Annotated in this window: 17 protein-coding genes; 6 read left to right on the top strand and 11 right to left on the bottom strand. The window is 69.3% G+C overall.

All coding sequences use genetic code 11. The features are described 5' to 3' along the window. Positions 1–150: 150 nt before the first annotated feature. Positions 151–1,695: an AI-2E family transporter gene (locus AACX88_RS10850; protein WP_339393025.1), complete on the bottom strand. Its 1,545-nt coding sequence runs from the start codon at positions 1,693–1,695 to the stop codon at positions 151–153. A gap of 100 nt (positions 1,696–1,795) precedes the next feature. Between AACX88_RS10850 and AACX88_RS10845 the strand changes: the two genes are divergently transcribed. The 3 genes from AACX88_RS10845 (at position 1,796) to AACX88_RS10835 (ending at position 5,383) form a co-directional block, all read left to right on the top strand. Then, positions 1,796–2,776 carry an SGNH/GDSL hydrolase family protein gene (locus tag AACX88_RS10845; protein WP_339393023.1) on the top strand — a complete coding sequence of 327 codons (981 nt, stop codon included), beginning with the start codon at positions 1,796–1,798 and terminating at the stop codon, positions 2,774–2,776. Next, a complete protein-coding gene (locus AACX88_RS10840; RefSeq protein ID WP_339393022.1) occupies positions 2,773–3,450 on the top strand; it encodes a Maf family protein in 678 nt (225 codons plus the stop codon). Before AACX88_RS10845 ends, AACX88_RS10840 begins: the two co-directional genes overlap by 4 nt. 124 nt (positions 3,451–3,574) lie before the next feature. Next, positions 3,575–5,383 (top strand): acetyl/propionyl/methylcrotonyl-CoA carboxylase subunit alpha, encoded by a 1,809-nt coding sequence (locus tag AACX88_RS10835; RefSeq protein WP_339393021.1) that lies wholly within the window; start codon positions 3,575–3,577, stop codon positions 5,381–5,383. A 33-nt stretch (positions 5,384–5,416) separates the two neighbouring features. On the opposite strand, the gene AACX88_RS10830 is transcribed toward AACX88_RS10835, so the two are convergent. From AACX88_RS10830 to AACX88_RS10815, 4 genes are all read right to left on the bottom strand, one after another. Beyond that, positions 5,417–6,703, bottom strand: coding sequence for an RNA polymerase sigma factor (locus AACX88_RS10830; RefSeq protein WP_339393020.1), 1,287 nt, complete (start codon positions 6,701–6,703; stop codon positions 5,417–5,419). After that, on the bottom strand, positions 6,703–7,032 hold the full coding sequence (locus AACX88_RS10825) for a YciI family protein (RefSeq protein WP_339393019.1): 330 nt from the start codon (positions 7,030–7,032) through the stop codon (positions 6,703–6,705). Before AACX88_RS10825 ends, AACX88_RS10830 begins: the two co-directional genes overlap by 1 nt. 117 nt (positions 7,033–7,149) lie before the next feature. Then, on the bottom strand, positions 7,150–8,583 hold the full coding sequence (locus AACX88_RS10820; RefSeq protein ID WP_339393018.1) for an NAD(P)H-quinone dehydrogenase: 1,434 nt from the start codon (positions 8,581–8,583) through the stop codon (positions 7,150–7,152). Positions 8,584–8,628: 45 nt separating this feature from the next. Next, on the bottom strand, positions 8,629–9,231 hold the full coding sequence (locus tag AACX88_RS10815) for a gamma carbonic anhydrase family protein (protein WP_339393017.1): 603 nt from the start codon (positions 9,229–9,231) through the stop codon (positions 8,629–8,631). Positions 9,232–9,614: 383 nt separating this feature from the next. Between AACX88_RS10815 and AACX88_RS10810 the strand changes: the two genes are divergently transcribed. Then, a complete protein-coding gene (locus tag AACX88_RS10810) occupies positions 9,615–9,863 on the top strand; it encodes a WhiB family transcriptional regulator (RefSeq protein ID WP_009374875.1) in 249 nt (82 codons plus the stop codon). Positions 9,864–10,009: 146 nt separating this feature from the next. Here the strand turns inward: AACX88_RS10810 and AACX88_RS10805 are convergent, their stop codons facing one another. After that, positions 10,010–11,524, bottom strand: a complete 1,515-nt coding sequence (locus AACX88_RS10805; protein ID WP_339393016.1) for a sensor histidine kinase — start codon at positions 11,522–11,524, stop codon at positions 10,010–10,012. Positions 11,525–11,596: 72 nt separating this feature from the next. Beyond that, positions 11,597–16,483, bottom strand: a complete 4,887-nt coding sequence (locus tag AACX88_RS10800) for an NAD-glutamate dehydrogenase (RefSeq protein ID WP_339393015.1) — start codon at positions 16,481–16,483, stop codon at positions 11,597–11,599. A gap of 143 nt (positions 16,484–16,626) precedes the next feature. On the opposite strand from AACX88_RS10800, the gene AACX88_RS10795 reads away from it, so the two are divergent. Further along, positions 16,627–17,100: a DUF2505 domain-containing protein gene (locus tag AACX88_RS10795; protein ID WP_339393014.1), complete on the top strand. Its 474-nt coding sequence runs from the start codon at positions 16,627–16,629 to the stop codon at positions 17,098–17,100. 29 nt (positions 17,101–17,129) lie between these two features. Here AACX88_RS10795 and AACX88_RS10790 read toward each other — a convergent pair whose 3' ends face one another. Genes AACX88_RS10790 through AACX88_RS10780 form a run of 3 tightly spaced genes read right to left on the bottom strand, consistent with a single transcriptional unit; the run spans position 17,130 to position 19,435 of the window. After that, positions 17,130–17,573, bottom strand: a complete 444-nt coding sequence (locus tag AACX88_RS10790) for a DUF6912 family protein (protein ID WP_339393013.1) — start codon at positions 17,571–17,573, stop codon at positions 17,130–17,132. Between the two features lie 9 nt (positions 17,574–17,582). Continuing rightward, positions 17,583–18,791, bottom strand: a complete 1,209-nt coding sequence (locus AACX88_RS10785; protein ID WP_339393012.1) for a CpaE/TadZ family protein — start codon at positions 18,789–18,791, stop codon at positions 17,583–17,585. Between the two features lie 5 nt (positions 18,792–18,796). After that, positions 18,797–19,435 (bottom strand): SAF domain-containing protein, encoded by a 639-nt coding sequence (locus AACX88_RS10780; protein WP_339393011.1) that lies wholly within the window; start codon positions 19,433–19,435, stop codon positions 18,797–18,799. A 128-nt stretch (positions 19,436–19,563) separates the two neighbouring features. Here AACX88_RS10780 and AACX88_RS10775 point away from each other — a divergent pair, with 128 nt between their 5' ends. Further along, positions 19,564–19,785: a helix-turn-helix domain-containing protein gene (locus AACX88_RS10775; protein WP_009374868.1), complete on the top strand. Its 222-nt coding sequence runs from the start codon at positions 19,564–19,566 to the stop codon at positions 19,783–19,785. A gap of 55 nt (positions 19,786–19,840) precedes the next feature. Here the strand turns inward: AACX88_RS10775 and AACX88_RS10770 are convergent, their stop codons facing one another. Next, positions 19,841–20,356 (bottom strand): hypothetical protein, encoded by a 516-nt coding sequence (locus AACX88_RS10770; protein ID WP_339393010.1) that lies wholly within the window; start codon positions 20,354–20,356, stop codon positions 19,841–19,843. Between the last annotated feature and the right edge of the window lie 25 nt (positions 20,357–20,381).

The raw sequence follows: 20,381 nt of genomic DNA, 5'->3' as shown, positions 1-20,381 counted from the left end.
CCCCCCCCCCCCCCCCCCCACCGGTCTTCTCAGTGTGTGCCCCAGACGCGCGTCAGCATTTGGGTCCCGACACGAGCAACCGCTCGACAGAAGTCCACACGCGTTGGATATGACCATCGCGTGTGGACTTCTGTCGAGCGGTTGTGTGCCTCAGCGGCCCTGCGGAGGTTCCTTGCCCTCTGGGGCGTCGGATTCCTTGGGGGTGTCGGAGTCCCTGGAGGTGCCGGTGGCGGATGTACCCGAAGCGCCGGGGGCCTGCGCACCCTTCGCCCCGGAGGTTCCGGAGCCAGAGTTGCCCTTCACTCCGGCCGCGTCCGCGCTCGCGGAGTCACCATCTGAGGTTCCGTCGCCGGCGGCGTGTGCGGCGGAGTGGTCGGCGCCCGAGTCATCGATCGCCTCGGCGAGCTTGTCCTTCGCGGTTTCGAGGACGGCCTCCGCCTCGGTGTCGGGCTCGGATTCGTCCGGCGGCTCCCCGCCTCCGCGGGGACCGTTGGCGTGGACGATGTAGCTGACGACGGTGTTGATCACCGCCACTGCGGGCACCGCGAAGAGCGCACCGACGATGCCGTAGAGGAAGCCGCCGGCGGCGACCGCGAGGACGACAGCGAGAGGATGGACGGACACGGCCTTGCCCATGAGGAACGGCTGGAGGACGTGGCCTTCGAGCTGCTGGACGCCGATGACGACGGCGAGCATGATCAGCGCCGCGACGAATCCGTTCGACACGAGCGCCACGACGACGGCGACGACGCCCGAGGCGATCGCACCGACGATCGGGATGAACGAGGCGAGGAAGACGAGCAGCGTCAGCGGGATGACGAGCGGGATGCCGAGGATCGCCGCGCCGATGCCGATGCCGATCGCATCGACGGCGGCGACGAGGATCTGCACCCGCACGTACTGGGTCAGCGTCGTCCAGCCGCGCTGGGCGGCGCCGATGGCCACCGGCTGGGCGGGCACCGGCAGCAGGTTCATCACCCAGCGGAAGATCCGCTTGCCGTCGTAGAGGAAGAAGAAGGTCGTGAACAGGCACAGGAGCAGTCCCGCGAGGAACGACCCCACCGAGGAGGTCGCCTCCCATGCTCCGCCGAGCAGCTGCGAGCTGTTGTTCTGCAGGAAGTCCGTCGCCGACTTCACCCCGTCGTCGATGTAGCCGGAGATCGTCGTCGAGTCGAGGCCGAAGGGATTGTGGGCCAGCCAGCTGCTGATGCTCGAGAAACCGGTCATCACCTGACCGACGAGGTCGGGCATGCCCGAGTAGATCTGCTGACCGACGAGCGTGAAGAGTCCGGCGACGACGATGATGAAGCCGAAGAACGCGATGATCGTCGCGAGCACCCGCGGCATCCCCTTCTTCGTCATCCACCCCGTCAGCGGCGCGAGCAGGGCTGCGAGCAGGAGCGCGATGAGCACCGGGAGGAGGACGTGCCAGACCTTCGCAAGCAGCCAGAACGCCACCCCGATCGCCACGAGGACGACGATCGAGCGCCACGACCAGGCGGCGGCGACCCGCAGCCCCGGGGACACGTAGGGTTCGGATGCGGATTCGATCCGGGAATGGGCGATCTCCACGGGATCGATCTCTCCCGCATGGCCTTCGTCGCTGGTCGGCTGCGCGTCGGCGTGTCCTCGGCGATGCGAGGCCCAGGCGGCGCGCAGCCGGTTCGGCGACGGCGTGTTCTCGTTCTCTGACATGCTCCAACAATAGTTGGTCACGACGCGTTCGAGGTGGAATGATGACCCGAGAGGGAGGGTGATTCTCGTGGGCAAGCGCATGCTCTACGCCGTTGCCACTATGACAGGGACGGCTGTCGGCATCGGCGCCTCCGCCGCCGGTCTGCTCCGCCACCAGGCCTCGTCCCTGCGTCGCGGCTTCGACGGCGACGGCGATCGCCCCTTCCCCACGATCGCCGAGGAGGTCTCCGCCCCGCCGGATCACGACGACGGCGGCACCGCCTCACTCGCCGTCATCGGCGACTCCTGGGTGTGCGGCATCGACGTCGACGACCCCGCCGACACCCCGGCCATGCTCATCGGACGCGGACTCGCCCGACTGTTGGGCACCGCGGTGCGCGTGCAGTCGACCGCCCGCCCCTCGGCACTCTCGGACACCCTCTCCGAGCAGGTCGATGAGATACTCAGCTCCGGTCGGCTCGCCCGCCACGGGTCTGATCCGTCGTCGGACCGTCGGCGGTTCGCGATCATCTCGATCGGCACCGGCGACGTCATCCATCCCATCCACGGACCGATCGGCATTCCCGCACTCAACCAGGCGATCAACCGCCTCCAGCGGGAGGGCCGCTATACCGTCTTCGTCCTCGTCTGCCCCAACCTCGGCGGACTGCCGGGGCTGCGCGACCCGCTCAAGACCACCCTGCGCCGCTCCTCCCGGGTCCTCGCCGGCTCCCAGTGGCTGGCAGCGCTCTCGGCTCGGGCCGTGCCCCTGCAGGCCACCGGGTCGCTCACCGGCACGACCCGGAAGTCCCTGCTCAACGAGTCGGGGCGGTTCCCCAGTGCGCTCGGCTACGCCCAGCTGGCCTCCACCGTGCTCTCGGCGATCGCCGAACGTCTCGAGGCCCCCATCGCCGTCGATCGCTCCCATGACATTCCCGACGACACCCGCGAGACGCCCGAGGACACGGCCGCAGCGTCGGACGCCGCCGGGACCGTCGCGTCCGAGGACGTCATGCCCGAGGGCGTCATGTCAGAGGACACAGCGTCGGAGACCGCTGCCGACGACCCGGTCGACCCGCAGACCGAGGGCCGAGCCGGATGATCCCGGTCGTCCTCGCCTCGCAGTCACCGTCGCGGCGCGCGATCCTCACGGCTTCCGGTATCGAGCCGACCGTCATCGTCTCCGAGGTCGACGAGGATGCGATCGAGGAGACGTTCTCCGGCGGCGTCGGTGACCTCACCACGGCCCTGTCCGAGGCGAAGGCCCGCGCCGTCGTCGACCGCATCGCCGCGATGCCGCCCGGTTCCCTGCCTGCCCCGCTCGCAGACGAGCTCAGCTGCGTCGTCATCGCCGGAGACTCCCTGCTCGAACATCGAGGCCAGGCGATCGGCAAACCCGGGACGGCGGAGAGGACCCGCGAGGTGTGGGCCGACATGGCCGGTGAGTGGACGACCCTGCACACGGGGCATTCGCTGGCCCTCCTCGAACGCGCGAGCACCGACGAACCGCTGGCGCTGCGCGACCTCCGCTCGGCCCGTTCGTCGACGGCCGTGCTCATCGGCACCCCGACTCCCGAGGAGCTCGAGGCCTACATCGCCACCGAGGAGCCGTTCCATGTCGCCGGGGCGCTGACGATCGACGGCTACGGCGGAGCCTTCGTCGACCGGCTCGACGGCGACCACCTCACCGTGCTCGGCCTCAGTCTGCCGACTGTGAGGCAACTCGCCCAGGAGATCGGCCTGTTCTGGCCCGACCTCTGGACGCCTCGGCGGTAGACTCGGAGCGGTCGAGAGGACACGCCCGAGGCGTTCGAAGTTTTCTCTCCCAGTTTTTATCGGTGTCCTACAAAGCGTTTGCGGCGATCCCTAAATTGATCTGTGATCATACAAAAGGAGCACCATGACCACAGTTCTCCCCGAAGAGACGACCGCACCGCTGTCCACCACCGTCCCCACTGCGCCCGTGCGCCGGGTCCTCATCGCCAACCGCGGTGAGATCGCCCTGCGCATCATCCGGGCTGCGCACGACCTGGGGATGAAAGCGGTCGCCGTCTACACTCGAGCCGATGCGGACGCAGAGTTCGTCTCGCTCGCCGACGACGCCTGGCTGCTCGAGGGCACCGGCGCCGGGGAGACCTACCTCGACATCGACAAGATCCTCGCCTTGGCAAAGCGCTCCGGAGCCGACGCGATCCATCCCGGCTACGGCTATCTCGCCGAGAACGCCCTCTTCGCCCAGGCCGTCATCGACGCCGGGCTGACCTGGATCGGCCCTCCCCCGGCCGCGATCGAACTCCTCGGCGACAAGTCGGGGGCCCGTGAGGTCGCCGAGGCAGTCGCAGCCCCCGTCGCCCCCGGCTCGGTCGGCGCCGTCGCCGATCTCGCCGAAGCCGCCGAGGTCGCAGACCGCATCGGCTACCCCGTCGTCATCAAGGCCGTCCACGGCGGCGGCGGTCGCGGATTCCGCGCCTGCCCGAGCGCCGACGACCTCGAAGCTGCGTTCACCGCAGCCACCCGTGAGGCGCTCGCGGCCTTCGGCCGCGGCGAATGCCTCATCGAGAAGCAGATCGTCCACCCCCGCCACATCGAGACGCAGTGCCTGGCCGACTCCTTCGGCAACGTCCGCGTCCTCTCCACCCGCGACTGCACACTCCAGCGCCGCAACCAGAAGATCGTCGAAGAGGCCCCGGCCCCGTTCCTCACCGAGGAGCAGGAGCGCATCGTCTCCGAAGCCTCGATCCGCGTGCTCGCCCACGTCGGCTACGTGGGGGCGGCGACGTGCGAGTTCCTGCTCGGCACCGACGGCACCATCATCTTCATGGAGGCCAATGCGCGCATCCAGGTCGAGCACACCGTCACCGAGGAGGTCACGGGAGTCGACCTCGTCGGCTGGCAGCTGCGCATCGCCTCGGGCGAGCAGCTTCCCGAGGCCTTCCCCGCCGTGCGCGGCCATGCGATCCAGTTCCGCATCAATGCCGAGGATCCCACGACGTTCTTCCCCGCCACCGGCACCGTGAAGAACTACCGCGCCCCTGCGGGTCCGGGTGTGCGCCTGGACTCCGGCATCGGCGAGGGCAGCGTCGTCGGCACCGACTTCGACCCGATGCTCGCGAAGCTCATCATCACCGGCGCCGACCGTGACCAGGCGCTCGCACGCTCGCGGCGCGCCCTGGCCGAATACCGCATCGACGGCGTCTCGACCCTGCTGCCGCTCCACCGCGTCCTCGTCTCGGAGCCCGCCTTCGCCGGTGACTTCGACGTGTGGACGAACTGGCTCGAGACCGCGTTCGTCAACCCGCTTGCCGCACCGACCACAGGAGATCACATGAGCACCACTGCCGACAGCTTCAGCGTCGTCGTCGAGGTCGACGGTCGCCGGATGACGGTCTCGGTCCCCAAGGACGTCATCTCCGACCTCGGCCACGTCCCCAGCCCCAGCGTGCCCCGCCGCAAGCGCAACCTACGCCGCAAGGGCGCTCAGCTCGCCGACGAGTCCAACGCCCTCAACGCGCCCATGCAGGGCACGATCGTCTCCGTCGCCGTCGCCGCCGGTGACACGGTCGAAGCCGGTGACACCCTCGCCGTCATCGAGGCGATGAAGATGGAGCAGCCGCTCAAGGCCGGCCATTCGGGCACCGTCTCCGAGGTGCTCGTCGACGCCGGCACTGCCGTGAAGTCCGGCGAGCCGATCATCCGCTTCGCCGCCTGAGGCACCGCGCCGTCGCACGCTTTCCTGCCCGGTTCACCGACCGCTGTCGGTGAACCGGGCAGTGATGTATTCGGACTCCGCGTCATTGCCGGGGCACCCAAGCGCCGCCTCGACCGCCGCCTCGGCGTCCGCGTCCCGGCCCAGCTCCCGCAGCGTGATCGCTCGGGCGAGGTGGAAGGGGCGATGGCGGGAGAGCTGCGGATCATCAGCGAGCGCATCGAGGGCGGTGAGCGCCGCCCTCGGCCCGTCGACCCGACCGCGGACGACGGCGAGGTTGAGCCTGACCACCGGTGAGGGGTCGAGGCGGGCGAGCATCCGGTAGAGGAGGAGGATCTGCGGCCAGTCGGTGTCGGCGAAGGACGCCGCCTCGGCGTGGAGGGCGGCGATCGCCGCCTGCACCGTGTACGTTTCCGCCCCTGCCCGGCTGGTTCCTGCCCGAGCGGCGGCCGCACGGGCGAGTCCGAGCCCTTCGGCGATGAGCGCCGAATCCCAGTCCGCCCGGTTCTGCTCGGCCAAGGGCACCGGTGCGCCGTCGGCGGCGATCCGGGCTCCCGCCCGCGAACGGGTGAGCAGGAGAAGCGCGAGCAGACCCTGGGCCTCGACCTGCTCGGGCAGCAGCCGCACGAGGAGACGGCTGAGACCGATCGCCTCCTCCTGCACGTCGACGCGGGCGTGCGACCGACCCGTGGTCGCGACGAAGCCCTGGGTGAAGATGAGGTAGACGGCCCGCAGCACCCCGGGCAGCCGCTCGGCCAGCTGATCCGGTGCGGGGGCGCCGAAGGGGATCCCGGTCACGGTGATCCGCCTCTTCGCCCGCACGATCCGCTGCTGCATGGTTCTCGCGTCGACGAGGAAGGCCGCAGCGACCTCGGGCGTGGTCCAGCCGGCGAGGAATCGGAGGATGAGTGCGATCCGCTCGCTCTCCCCCAGCGTCGGATGGGAGCAGGTGAAGAACAGTCCCAGCCGTTCGTCGGGGATGTCGGCGGTGCTCAGGGCCTCGCCGAGGCGGTCGGCAGGATCGTCGTGGTCACCGGGCCGGGACTCGTCCTCGATGCGCAGCCGGGCGAGACTGCGGGCCCGGGCGCCGTCGGTGCGGATGAGGTCGATCGCCCGGTTCTTCGCCGTCGTCATCAGCCACGCCTGCGGACGGTCAGGGACCCCTCTGTCCGGCCACGTCTCGACAGCGCGGAGCATGGCCTCGGCCAGGGCCTCCTCGGCGAGATCGAGGTCGTGGAACTTCGCGGCCAGCGCCGCGAGCAGCCGCCCGCGTTCCTCCGCGCCGATCGCGGTGAGGACCCGGGCGGGCTCGGCCGGCTCCATCAGTAGTCGGCGACGGGCCGGATCTCGATATGGCCGAACCGCGATCCCGGGCTGCGCTTCGCCCATGCGATCGCCTCGTCGATCGAGGGCACCTCGATGACGTAGCTGCCGCCGACGAACTCACCGGATTCGGCGAACGGACCTGCGGTGACGACGGAGTCGCTGACCCTCACGGCGTGTTCGGGGCCCTCGAGGGCGAAGCCGCCGACGACGATGCCGGCGTCGGTGATCTCCTTGTCGAAGGCCATGAACTCGCTCGGATCGGGACCGCCGTCCTCGCCGCAGTCGGCGTCGGTGACGTTGCCCATGAGCAGCAGTGCGTACCTCATGTCTCTCTCCTCTTCTCGTGACGCCGACACGGCGCCGTGGGTGCCGGGCAGAAGCGTCCGACACCACTCTGACGCATCGGGGGAGGCGAAATCGGCAGGTGAGGAGGAAAGATTCTCCTACAGGTGCCGGTGGAGGCGACGCGAGGCTTCGGTGAGCGAGCCGCTCAGCGACGGGTAGACGACGAAGGAGGCCGAGAGCTGGTCGACGGTGAGACGGTTCTCCACGGCCATCGTGATCGGCAGGATGAGCTCGCTCGCCCGTGGGCCGACGACGACGCCGCCGAGGATCGAACCCGATCCGCGCCGGGCGAAGATCTTGACGAAGCCGTCCTCGATGCCGAGCATCTTCGCCCGCGGGTTCGTATCCAACGGCAGCATGACGGTGTCGATGTCCGTGGGGTTCTCGCGGTAGTTCTGCTGCGTGAAGCCGACCGTGGCGATCTCCGGGGCCGTGAACACGTTCGAGGCGACGTTGCGCAGCTTGAGCGGCTGCACGGCATCGCCGAGGGCGTGCGACATCGCGATCCGTCCCTGCATCGCCGCGACCGAGGCGAGCGGCAGCACACCGGTGCAGTCGCCGGCGGCGTAGATGCCGGGACGGTTCGTCCGGGACACGCCGTCGACGACGATGTAGCCTGCGTCGTTGACCTTGACCCCGGCGGCCTCGAGGCCGAGGTCGGCGGTGTTGGGGATCGAGCCGACGGCCATGAGGCAGTGCGAGCCCTCGACCCGACGGCCGTCGGCGAGGGTGACCTCGACGCCGTTGTCCGTGCGCTTGACCGACTCCGCCCGGGACCGGGAGAGGACGTTCATGCCCTTCGTGCGGAAGACGAACTCGAGGACGTCGGCGGCGTCCTCGTCCTGACCGGGCAGGACCTTCTCACGGGAGGACACGAGCGTGACCTCGGCACCGAGGGCCCGGTAGGCGGAGGCGAACTCGGCGCCCGTGACGCCGGAGCCGACGACGATGAGGTGTTCGGGCAGGTCTTCGAGCTCGTAGAGCTGGGTCCAGGAGAGGATGCGCTCACCGTCGGGCTGCGCGGTGGCGAGCTCACGCGGGTGGGCGCCGACGGCGAGGAGGATCGTCGAGGCCCGCAGCGTGTACTCCGTGCCGTTGTGCTCGACGACCTCGACGCGGTCACGGCCGACGAGCTTCGCGCTGCCCTTGATGACCTTGACGCCGGCGCGGATGAGGCCGTCGTGGATGTCATCGGACTGGGCGTTGGCCAGGGACACGATGCGTTCGTTGACGGCCTTGAGGTCCGCGGTCACCCGGTCGTGGTCGGGATGCTCCTCGGTCGTCTCGTCCTTGCCGGTGATGCGGATGCCCAGGCCCGCCGACCGTGTGATCTCGTCCATCATCTCCGCCGTGGCGATGAGGGACTTCGAGGGCACGACGTCGGTGACGACCGCGGCCCCGCCGCAGCGGTTGCGCTCGATGAGCATGACGTCGGCGCCGAGCTGGGCGGCGGCGAAGGCGGCTTCGTAGCCTCCCGGTCCCCCGCCGATGATGACGACACGATCTGCTGCGGATTCAAATTCTTCGTTCACGACCCAATCCTCTCAAATCGCCCTGGCCGGGGCGAATGAACTCTCTCAGTACTCGGCCGTGTCGGCGGACGGCTCTGCTGCGTCGGCGGATCGCCCTGCCGTGTCGGCGGGGTCGACCTCCTCGGCGGTGTCCCGGTGAAGGGCGGAGAGCGCGACGTAGGCCTGGGCGTTCTCCCGCACCTTGGCCACCCCCTCCTCCGTCATCTCCCGCCGCACCTTGCCCGGCACCCCGGCCACGAGGGAGCGGGGCGGGATCTCGGTGCCTTCGAGGACGACGGTGCCAGCGGCGATGAGGGATTCGGTGCCGATGCGGGCGTCATTGAGCACGGTCGCGTGCATGCCGATGAGGACGTCGTCGTCGACCCGGGCCCCGTGGACGAGGGCCTGGTGTCCGATCGACACGCGCCTGCCGATGACGACGGGCTTGCCCTCGTCGGTGTGCATGACGGTGTTGTCCTGGACGTTCGAGTCCTCGCCGATAGTGATCGGGGCCTTCTCCGCCCGCAGCACGCAGCCGTAGAAGACTCCCGCGCCCTTCTCCACCCGGACGTCGCCGACGAGGGTCGCACCGGCGGCGACGAACGCTCCGGGGTCGATCTGCGGGGTGTGCCCGCCGACTGCGATGATGCGTGCCTGCGATTCTGTCATGAGTCCTCCATCGGTTCTCGTCCCAGTGCTGTCATCGGCCGCGCGGACACAGCGTCGTGACCGGTGGCAGCCGTTGCCAGTCTACTGCCGGAACCGCCGTGAACCGGGGGTCGTCTCGGGGGCTGACCTGCGCGGCGACTTCACGTCCGCGGCAGACTCCATTCACGTCTGAGACATCCTCCTTCTGCAGAGTGAGACGCGCGGTGGACGGATTTGCGTCGAGCACCCCATAGCAGGAGAATGGGCAGAATATTTGTCAGAAACTTCACACTGCCAGACTCTTGTGCGCCCAAAACGGTTATGTGAACCTTGACTGTGAGAGTTGCGCGCCGCTGTTGTCGTGCGCGCACACCGAGTTTCATCATCTCCGTCGAAAGGTCACCATGGATTGGCGACATCGTGCAGCATGCCTCAATGAGGACCCGGAACTGTTCTTCCCCATCGGCAACACGGGTCCGGCTCTGCTCCAGATCGAAGAGGCTAAGACTGTGTGCCGTCGTTGCGAAGTGGCCGAGACCTGCCTCCAGTGGGCGCTCGAATCCGGTCAGGATGCCGGCGTCTGGGGTGGACTGAGCGAAGACGAGCGTCGTGCGCTCAAGCGCCGTGCGGCCCGTGCCCGTCGCGCAGGCTGAGGTCGCCTGCACTCACCAGAGTCCCCTGCTCGGACCACGATCACCGTGATTCGAGCTGGGGACTCTGTCATGTCCGCACCGACTCCGGCCCCTGCTCCCGCACAGACGTCGGAGTCCGGGGCAGAGGAGTCCGGGGCGGAGGGGTCTCAGTCGTAGGAGTCGGGACGCAGCGGCACATCGAGGATCGCCTCGGTGCCCCCGCCCTCGCGCTCGCGCCACTGGATCGATCCGGCGAGGTCGGCGGAGACGAGGGTGCGCACGATCTGCGTGCCCAGACCGTTGCCCGGGCTCACCGCCTCGCCGAGGCCGACGCCGTCGTCGGCGATCGTCACGTGGAGATGGTCGCCGTCGCGTTCGGGGATGACCCACACGTGTCCTTCGAGCGTCTCGCCCGGGGCCAGTCTCTCCTGCTTCTCGAGCGGGAAGCCGTGTTCGATCGCGTTCGTGATCAGCTCGGTGATCGCCAGCGCCAACGAGGTGGCGTCGGCCGAGGAGATCGTGCCGAAGCTGCCCTTGCGCTGCAGGCTGACCTGGACGAGCGGGCTCGTCAGCTCAGGGGTGAGCCGCAGCCCCTTGTCGACGACCTCGTCGAAGTCGACCTCGGACTCCACTCCCTGGCTGAGCACATCATGGACGACGGCGATGATCGAGACCCGGCGCATCGCCTCCGAGAGCGCGGCCTTCGCATCAGGTGAGTCGATGCGCCGCGTCTGCAGCCGCAGCAGGGCCGAGACCGTCTGGAGGTTGTTCTTCACCCGGTGGTGCATCTCCTTGATCATCGCGTCGCGGGAGAGAAGCTCCCGTTTGCGCCGCCGGATCTCCGAGACGTCCCTGGCCAGCACGATCGCCCCGGTCCGCTGCCCTGAGTCGGTGAGCGGAATCGCCCGCAGCGACACACTTGTGCGCCCGACCTCGAGTTCGGTCCGCCACGGCGCCCTGCCCGTGAGCACGAGCGGCAGGGTCTCGTCGACCTGCCGCAGCTCCGTGCTCAGACTCGAGACCACCTCGGCGAGGTAGGCGCCTTCGATCTCCCCGCCGTGGCCGAGCCGGTGCATGAGGGAGACGGCGTTCGGGGAGGCGTACTGGACGCGGGAGTCCCGGTCGAGGACGAAGATCCCGTCACCGACCCGCGGCTCCCCGTGCCGCACGCCGCTGGGCGCCTCCCGGTCGGGGAACGTTCCCTGGGCGACCATGGTCAGCAGGGCGAGAGCGGCCTCCAGGTAGTGCTTCTCCAGGCGCGAGGATCCCCGCCGGCGCAGGCCCTCCGAATAGCGCACGAGGATCGCGATCGTCTCCCCGTGACGGTTGAGCGGGACCGCCTCGGCGCACACCTCGGTCTCCTCGGTGCCGGCGTTGACCCCGAGATCCTTGGCCGGAGCCGTCTCGGTGACGAGTGCGCCCGAGGCCACGGCGGCACCGAGGAGGTCGCGTTCGAGGCCCGTGGCCCGGGCGCCGAGGAGGTCCCGGTTGAACAGCGTGGGCCCCGTCGTCGGACGGGCATGGGCGACGACGGTGTAGGCGCCGCTGGCCGAGGGCACCCAGAGGACGAGGTCGGCGAAGGAGAGGTCGGCGATGAGCTGCCAGTCCCCCACGAGCAGATGGATGTACTCGACATCCGCCTCATCGGTGATGCCTTCGGCGGCGAGCTGTTCGTTGAGCACGGGTCCTCTGTTCTGTCAAAGCCGGTGGGAGACCTCAGCGGGCCCGGAGCAGCGCTCCGGACCCGCCGTCGATCAGGCGCTGTGCTCGGACTCCCAGGCCGAGGAGCGCACGACGCCGCGCAGCATGCGCAGCAGCACCGACAGCGGCGCCTGCGTCACGGTGTCGAGGGCGAGCACGGTCTCGATCGTCTCGAGCACGCGCTCGGCGACGGTCTCGTTGCGCTCGAGCCATTCGGCCAGGCGCTGCTTGGCGCGTTCGTCCGGGGTCCCCGAGATCGGGGTGTCCGTGGCGGCGATGACGGAACCGGCGACCGAGAGGATCGCGGAGTAGAAGTCGTCGCGCAGCGAACCGCGGGCCAGTGCCGACCAGCGATCGGAGCGGTCGAGATCCCCGATGGCCGCGAGCACCTGCGAACCGGAGAACTTGTCGTTGACGGCGTAGTACACCTCGGCGACGTCCTCCGCGGACTCATTCGTCCGGGCGGCGAGCTGGGTGATGTCGAGGAGGGCGAACTCGTCGAGCAGCGCCGCCGCCCGCCAGGCCAGCTCCTGCGGCACGCCCTCATCGATGTACTCCTGCGCCTTGGCTGCCATCGCCTCGGCGTCGAAGCCGTCGACGAGGTCGGGCACGCGCTGCCGCAGGGCGGCGACGACCTTGCCGTAGAGCTCGATGCCCGAATCGACGTCGAGGGTGTCCGGGGCCTGCTGGACGAGCCAGCGCGAGGACCGGTCGAGCAGCCGCACATAGTCGTGCTGGAGCTGGACCTGGACGGCCGTGGGCACCTCGTTGTCGAGTGCGGTGACCGCGTCGAAGAAGTCGTCGAGGCCGAAGATCTCGGAGACGACGACGAAGACGCGGGCGATCTGCGGCACCGAGGCGGGAGTCTCCTCGAGCATCCGGTAGACGTAGGTGAGTCCGCCGCGGTCGACCATGCGGTTGACGAGCTTGGCCGTCGCGATCTCCCGGTGCAGCGGGTGCTCGGGGATGAGCTGCCCGTACTGCTCGACGAGGGCGTCGGGGAAGTACCCGGCGAGCTCACGCTGCATCCACGGTTCGTCGGGCACGACGCTGCCGAGGATCTCATCGGCGGCGTGCATCTTCGCATACGCGAGCAGCACCGCGAGCTCCGGGGAGACGTAGGAGCTGAACTCGCGCTTGGCCAGCTCTTCGGCGTTGGGGAGGAACTCGACGTGACGGTCGAGGTCGGCGTGCTTCTCGAGGTAGCTGAGCATCCGGCCGTAGGTGCCCGACATCGACTCCGTCTGCGAGCGCGCCTCACCGAGGACGACGTTCTGGGAGTAGTTGTTCGCCAGCACCCGCTCGGCGACGTCGTCGGTGAACGACAGCAGCACCTTCTCGCGGTCCTCGGCTGCGAATGCGCCCTTGTGGAGCAGGGTGCGCAGCAGCAGCTTGATGTTGACCTCGTGGTCGGAGCTGTCCACACCGGCGGAGTTGTCGACGGCGTCGGTGTTGATCGCCACTCCGTTCAGTGCCGCCTGGACGCGGCCGAGCTGGGTCACGCCGAGGTTGCCGCCCTCGCCGATGACGCGTGCCCGGACGTCGTCGCCGTCGATGCGGATCGCATCGTTGGATTTGTCCCCGACGTCGCCGTGGCTCTCCGAGCTCGACTTGATGTACGTGCCGATGCCGCCGTTGTAGAGCAGGTCGACGGGGGCTGCGAGGATCTCGGACATGAGCTCGGCCGGACTGCGCCGGCCGGGGTCGACGCCGAGGGCGGCCGCCGCCTCGGGGCTGAGATCGATCGACTTCGCCGAGCGCGGGAAGACGCCGCCGCCCGCCGAGATGAGGTCCCGGTCGTAGTCCTGCCACGAGGACCTGGGCAGGTCGAAGAGCCGGCGTCGTTCGACGAAGCTCGTCGCGGCGTCCGGGTTGGGATCGATGAAGATGTCCCGGTGGTCGAAGGCGGCGACGAGGCGGATGTGCTCGCTGCGGAGCATGCCGTTGCCGAAGACGTCGCCGCTCATATCGCCGATGCCCACGACCGTGAAGTCGTCTTCGGCGGTGTTGACGTCGAGTTCGCGGAAGTGGCGTTCGACGGACTTCCATGCACCGCGGGAGGTGATAGCCATCTTCTTGTGGTCGTAGCCGACGGAGCCGCCGGAGGCGAACGCGTCGCCGAGCCAGAAGCCGCGGCGCTCGGCGATCGCATTCGCGACGTCGGAGAAGCGCGCGGTGCCCTTGTCGGCGGCGACGACGAGGTAGTAGTCGTCGCCGTCATGGCGGACGACCCGGTCGGGGTGGACGACCTGCTGGGTGCCGTCGGCGGCGTAGACGAGATTGTCGGCGACCTCGAGGAGGCTTTCGATGAAGACCTCGTAGGCGGCCTGACCGGCAGCCATCCACGCATCGCGGTCGCTCATCGGGGGCAGCTGCTTGGGGAAGAACCCGCCCTTGGCCCCGGTGGGGACGATGAGGGCGTTCTTGACCATCTGCGCCTTGACGAGGCCGAGGACCTCGGTGCGGAAGTCATCGCGCCGGTCCGACCAGCGAAGACCGCCGCGGGCGACGGTGCCGAAGCGCAGGTGGACGCCCTCGACCTGCGGGGAGTACACCCACATCTCGAGCGCCGGCTTCGGCTTCGGCAGGAAGCTGAGCTCGGTGGGCCGGATCTTGAGCACGAGCGCCGTGGGCAGCTGACCCGAAGCGTTCTGGAAGTAGTTCGTGCGCAGGGTCGCCCGGAGCAGTTCGAGCGAGGAGCGCAGCACGCGGTCGGCGTCGAGGCTCGCGACGTCGCCGAGCGCGGTCTCGATCGCCTGGTCGATGCCCATCATCGCCTCATCGCGTCCGGCGTCATCGGCGTCGGGGTCGAACTTCGCGAAGAAGTAGTCCACGAGGAGGCGGGAGATCTCCGGGTTGTCGCTGTAGACCTCCCCGACGTAGGCGTCGGAGTAGGTGAAGCCGGCCTGGCGGAGGTACTTGCCCAGGGCCCGGATGATCGTCACCTGCTGCCAGTCGAGGCCGGAGACGACGAGCCGGTCGAAGACGCCGGCCTCCTTGCGGCCCTCCCAGCCGGCCATGAAGGCCTCGGCGACCCGTTCGCAGTCGCCGTCGCCGAGTTCGCGGTCGAAGCGCAGCCCGAAGTCGTAGATGTAGCGGTGGCTGCCGTCGGCGAGGTCGAGTTCGTAGGGGCGCTCGTCGAGGACGGTGGCCCCGAACGCGGTGAGGAACGGCAGGACCGCGGACAGTCCCACCCGCTCGTCACGGTAGAGGGCCAGACGCACCGGGGCGTCCTCGTCATCGGTGGGACGGTAGAGGCGCACGGCCGCACCCTCACCGGCATCGAGCGCTTCGAAGCGGGCGACGTCGGCGACGGCGTCGGCCGGCGTGTGGTATTCGCCGTAGCCGGGCGGGAAGGCCCGCGACCACAGGTCGGCCCGGGCCAGGGCGGTGCCGCTGTCGCCGCGTTCGGCGGGGGCGAGGAAGGCGTGGACGTCCTCGGCCCACGACCGGACCGCGGCGACGATGCGCTTCTCCACGGTCTCCGGGTCGATCTGGGGCAGCTCCTCGTCACGGGCGACGCGGGCGACGAAGTGGATGCGCGCGAGCGCGGATTCCGTGAGGAGGACGTCGAAGTCGACGCTCTCGGCGTTGTAGAACTGCTTGAGCACCTCCTGGACGCGCACGCGGGCCGCGGTGTCGTAGAGGTCGCGCGGCAGGTAGAGGATGACGGAGACGAAGCGCTGGTAGGGGTCGCTGCGGACGAAGACGCGGGACTGGCGGCGCTCCTGCATGTCGACGATCTGCATGACGACGTCGAAGATCGCCTGCGTGTCCTCGTGCAGGAGGTCATCGCGCGGGTAGGTCTCGAGGATGCCGAGGAGCTCGTTGGCCGAATGCGAACCCGTCGGGAAGCCGCTGGCGGACAGGATCTTGCGCACCTTGCGGTTGATGACCGGGATGTTGAGCACGCTGTCGTTGTAGAACTCGGGTTTGAAGACGCCGACGAAACGGCGTTCGCCGACGATCTGACCGGACTCGTCGAAGGTCTTCACCCCGATGTAGTCCATGAACGACCCGCGGATGACGCGGGAGCGCGAATTCGCCTTCGTGAGCACGAGGACGTGCGGTTCGAGCGCCTTCTCCGCGACCGCGTTCGACAGCGGCGACTTGACCAGCGGACGCAGGGCCGAGATGCCCAGGGACGTGTGCTCGATCGGTTCGAGGCTGCTCGACTCGGCGTCGTGGCTGTAGTCGTACTCGCGGTAGCCGAGGAACGTGAAGTGACCGTCGAGCCAGGTGAGCAGCTCGGCCGCGGCTTCGGCCTCGGAGGCGAGCTCGGGGCGCGGGGGGCGGGCCTGGAGCTCCGCGGCGATCGACTTGGCCTTCTCGGCCATCGCCTCCCCGTCCTTCGCGGCCGCGGCGACGTAGTCGAGGACGCTGCGCAGCTGGGTCTCGAGGGCGGCGAAGTCCTCTTCGGGCAGACGGTCGATCTCGAGGCGGATCCACGACTGCTGATGTGGATTGTCGGCGGTCGGTTCGACGATGGTCTCACTGACCACGGGGATGCCCGCGGTGTCCGCGGACACGGCCGGCGCCTCGGCGGGTGAGAGGATGCTCAGGTTCGCTCCGTGGCCGTCGACGGCGATGATCGGGTGGTGGACGAGGCGGATCGCGCGGCCGCTCGCGGCGAGGTCGGAGACGATCGAGGACACCAGGTGCGGCATGTCGGGCAGGACCATGGCGATCACGGTGTGGTTGTCGAGGTACTCCGGGGAGTCGACCGAGGGGTTGTAGATGCTGATCGCCGGCGTCGTGCCGTCGTATTCGAGACCGAGTGCGTAGTGGGTGGCTGCCGCGGCTGCGAGTGCCTCAGCTCCCGCCTCGGCGGTGCCCGGTTCGAACCGGGGATAGTACGCTTCGATGAAATTCTCCGGGGCGCCCTGCCCCTTCTGCTTCCTCCACTCTCCAGCAATGTCCGAAAATGAGACCTGAGACACCTTTACACCTCTACGATCAGCGCACAATGATTGTCGCCGGCTCGACTCCGGGCCGGCACCCCCAACACTATGCCCAATCGGCGACAAAGGCACGCCGGTCAGCGTGCCGCGCCGGGAGCGTTTCCGGCTGGCAGACTGGGACCATGCGAACTCTGACACTCAGCCACGACTACACGGTCGGACTCCCCGACTTCCTCGCCGCCCTCGCCGCAGCCTCGACGTGGGAGGAGCTCGGTTCCCGGGCGAGCACCCAGCGGGTCGACCCCGACACCGAGGTCACGGTGCGCACTCAGGTGCCGGCGAACGAGCTGCCCGCCACGCTGGCCTCGCAGCTGCCCTCGGGCGCCGAGCTCGTCGAGGTCTACATGGTCCCCGGCGACGTCATCGGGGATGCCGCCGAGGTGCGGATGACCGCCCATGCGGCCGGGGTTCCCGTCGAGATCGACGCGCTCATCACGCTGACCGGGCGCGGCACCGGCACAGCCTTGGAGATCCGTGCCGAGATCAGCTCCTCGGTGCCGCTGTTCGGCTCGATGATCGAACAGGCGCTCGTGCCCGTCCTCGAAGCCCGCCTGACCGAGCGCCTCGACGCGCTCGCCGAGATCGCCGTCGGCTGAGTCCCGGCGCTCAGCCGCCGAGGTCCGGCTCAGCCGCGGTCGCGCAGCAGGTCGCCCAGTTCGCTGCGGTCGTACCAGAGCAGATCGGAGTCGCCGAGGAGGTCCTCCCCGACATCGGTCCCACCTGACTGCACGGCTGCGTCCCAGACCGGGGCCTCGTCGAGGTGGAAGCTTGCGATGCGGTCCGTCTCGACCGTCTCGAGGGTGAGCAGGTCGAAGCCGTCGGTGAGCGACCGACGGGATGTGGTCTCCGGGGCGTCGTAGGCGACGACGACACGCGGCGAGGGCGGTTCCGCGCCCAGGGCCTCGGTCGCGGCGAGGGCTGCGGCGATGCTCATCGCGGCGAACTCGCACTCCTCGGCGTCGTCGGGGCGCAGGTCCGCGACCGCGATGTCAGGGGCGACGGCGATCGCGGTGTCGAGTCCCTCATCGAGTGCGGCGAGCGTGGTGGGAATGTAGCAGCGTACGGCCATGCCACCATCCTACGATCGCAGCCGCTCGCGCCGCCGAACGCGCTTGTGCGCGGGGACCAGCCGAGCGGCCGCCTCGGCGAACTCCCGGGTCAGTGCCGAGCGCGGGTTGACCTCGCCCAGGGTGCGCCCGGCCAGCAGTGAAGCGTCGACCGTTGTCCGGTCGTCGCTGAAGACGAAGTCGGGCGCCCGGCCTGCGAACCGTTCGAGCGCCTCGTGGATGCGGGCCTCGGCGGGGGCGCCGACCGCCGAGGCGCGCACCTTTGTGATCCCGATGCGCATGCGCTCCCGCAGCGCCTCGGCCCGATCAGTGCCGAGGAGGCGGACAAGCTTCTGGAGTCCGATGGGGTCGCCTGAGGCGAGGACGAGGACGGTGTCGGCTGCGTCGAGGGCGGCCCGCGTCGCGGCATGCCGGTCGTAGAAGGGGTCGGCGAAGTCGTCGTCGGGATCGAGGCGGTCGGAGACGTCGACGATGACCGCGTCGTAGAGGCCCGCGAGATCGTGCAGCACCGTCTTCAGCACCGCCCCGCGCACCTCCGGCCAGCGTTCGGGGCGGGTGAGACCGGTGACGACGTGGAAGTCCTCACGCACACTCGCGTGCGGCACCGCGGCGACCTCGGTGGGCGGGGACTTCTCCGCGGTGAGCCGGCACAGGCTCGCCAGATGCGAGGACTCCTCCGTCAGGCCCAGCGTCGTCGCCGCCATCGCCCCGACCGTGTCGGCGTCGACGAGGACGCTGCGGTTCCCGAGCCGGGCCGCCTGATCGGCGAGGTTGACGGCTGTGAGCGTCCGGCCGGGTGAGGACCCGGTCCCCCACACCGTGACGATCCGCCCTTTCGCGCGTCCGCGGCTCGGCGGGGCGCTCGGGCGGGGTGGGACGACGGCGCTGCGGAGGACGTCGTCGAGCGCCCGGGAGACCACAGCCGCCTCTGCCGTCGCCGGCACCGAGGCGGTGATCCCGAGGCGGGCCAGTGCCGCTGTGTCCGCGCCGACGCCGAGCACCTTCGTGCCGGTGGCCTGGATCTGGGCGACGACCTCGGCGTCGAGGCCGGGGAAGTACTCGCCGAGGATCGCCACGTCGGCGTCCCCGGTCCGGCACAGCGCGAGGAGTTCGACTTCGTCGGCCGGGCGGGCGACGACCTCGACGTCGTCGAGGTCGCTCAGGAGCTCGAAGAGGATGAGATCGAACTCGAAGTCGACGGCGAGGAGGACCTGGGGCATCGCACTCAGTCCTCGGCCACAGAACCGGGGGCGCCGACGACGGAGAGCACGCTCGTGCCGTCGAGGGCCGCGAGCACCTTCGCAAGCGCTGCGGCCGGCACGAAGACCTCGATGCGGGCGCCGTCCCCGACCCCGAAGCTGCCGACGTCGCGGGAGATGTGGGCGACCGGGGCGGCGCTGACGATCTGCTCGGGATCCGCCGTCTGTCCGTCGAGCCCCGAGGCCTCGGGTTGGGCCCAGACGTCGACGAGGCTGCCGGTGTCGACGACCGAGGGCACCGAGCCGGGGATGTCGATCGCGACGATCCGCCCCTCGAGCTCGGCCATCGGCGCCACCGCCGAGGCGGGCACGAGCTCACCGGGGGCGATGACCGTGCGCACGCTCGTGCCTCGCGGCAGCGGCGCATCCGCGGAGAGGTACTTCTCCCCGACGTCGGCGAGATTGACCTCGGCGACGACGAGATCGTCGGCGCTCAGCGTCTGCCCGGGCACGAGCGCAGCTGCACTCGCCCAGACCCGGGTCGTCGCTGTCGCAGCGCTGACGAGGAGGTACGTCGCGATGATCGCCGCGACGACGAGGACGGCGCCGACGAGGAGTCGGGCATCGGTCCAGCGGGGAGGGCGAAAGCGTCTCGAGAGCTCCATTGCATCTCCGATCCGGCAGAATTTTCCATGACAGGAACTGCTTGTGAGTGATAGTATTGAACACCAAACGAGGTCAAAGCAATGATTTCGGTAAAATCAGTCGTCGCATGGAACTTGGGAGAACGCTCATGGTCGTCGAAAACCGCTTCCTGCCGCTCACCGATGTGGCCGAGCTGCTCAATGTCTCGATCGCTCAGGCGCGCGCCCTCGTGCGCACCGGCGACCTCCGCGCCATCAAGGTCGGCGGCCGCGGACAGTGGCGCGTGGAGAAGGCCGAGATCGAGGCCTACATCCAGCGCATGTACGAGCGCACCGAACACGAGATCAAGGCCGGCCTCATCGACGACTGACGTCGTCCGACCGGCGGGAGACAGCGGTCCCGCCGGTTCGCCGCGCACCGGATGCTCAGGCAAAGGGGTTCACCCGCGCCTGCACCGAGGCGATGCGCGAGAGCGGCACGATCCGCCCCGCGATCTCGAGGTAGTCGGCGGCCACCAGTTCGACGCGTCCGCGCATCGTCCCCTGTGAGGCCCGCAGTTCGACGGCGATCTCCTCGCCTGCCGCGGCCAGCCTGCGCAGCGCCGAGGCGATCCCGAGGCGTTCGAGCACGCCCTCGCCCGCCCGATGCCTGCGGGAGGGAATCCGCATATCGACCACGGCTGCGAGTGACACGATCGTCACCGCCGGCCCGTCGAGGACGATGATCCCCGCCCCGAGGAAGACCAGGGCTCCGGTGATCTCACGAGCATCGGTCGAGACCCGGATCTCCTGCCCCACTGCTCCGCGCAGACGCTCGAGCAGGGTGCGCTCGGCAGTATGCGCGGCGAGCTCGTCGGCGAACTCGCCGCGCCGGGCATGACGCTCCTGCCATGCGTGCATGGCTTCGAGGTCGTCGAGGAAGGCATCGATGCGCTCATCCATATCGTGAAGCATGCCCGAGGCTCCG

It is taken from the genome of Brevibacterium metallidurans (assembly GCF_037101285.1).
Lineage (GTDB): Bacteria > Actinomycetota > Actinomycetes > Actinomycetales > Brevibacteriaceae > Brevibacterium > Brevibacterium metallidurans.
The sequence above is the reverse complement of the archived record's forward strand: the minus strand, read 5'-3'. Positions and strand labels throughout refer to the sequence as shown.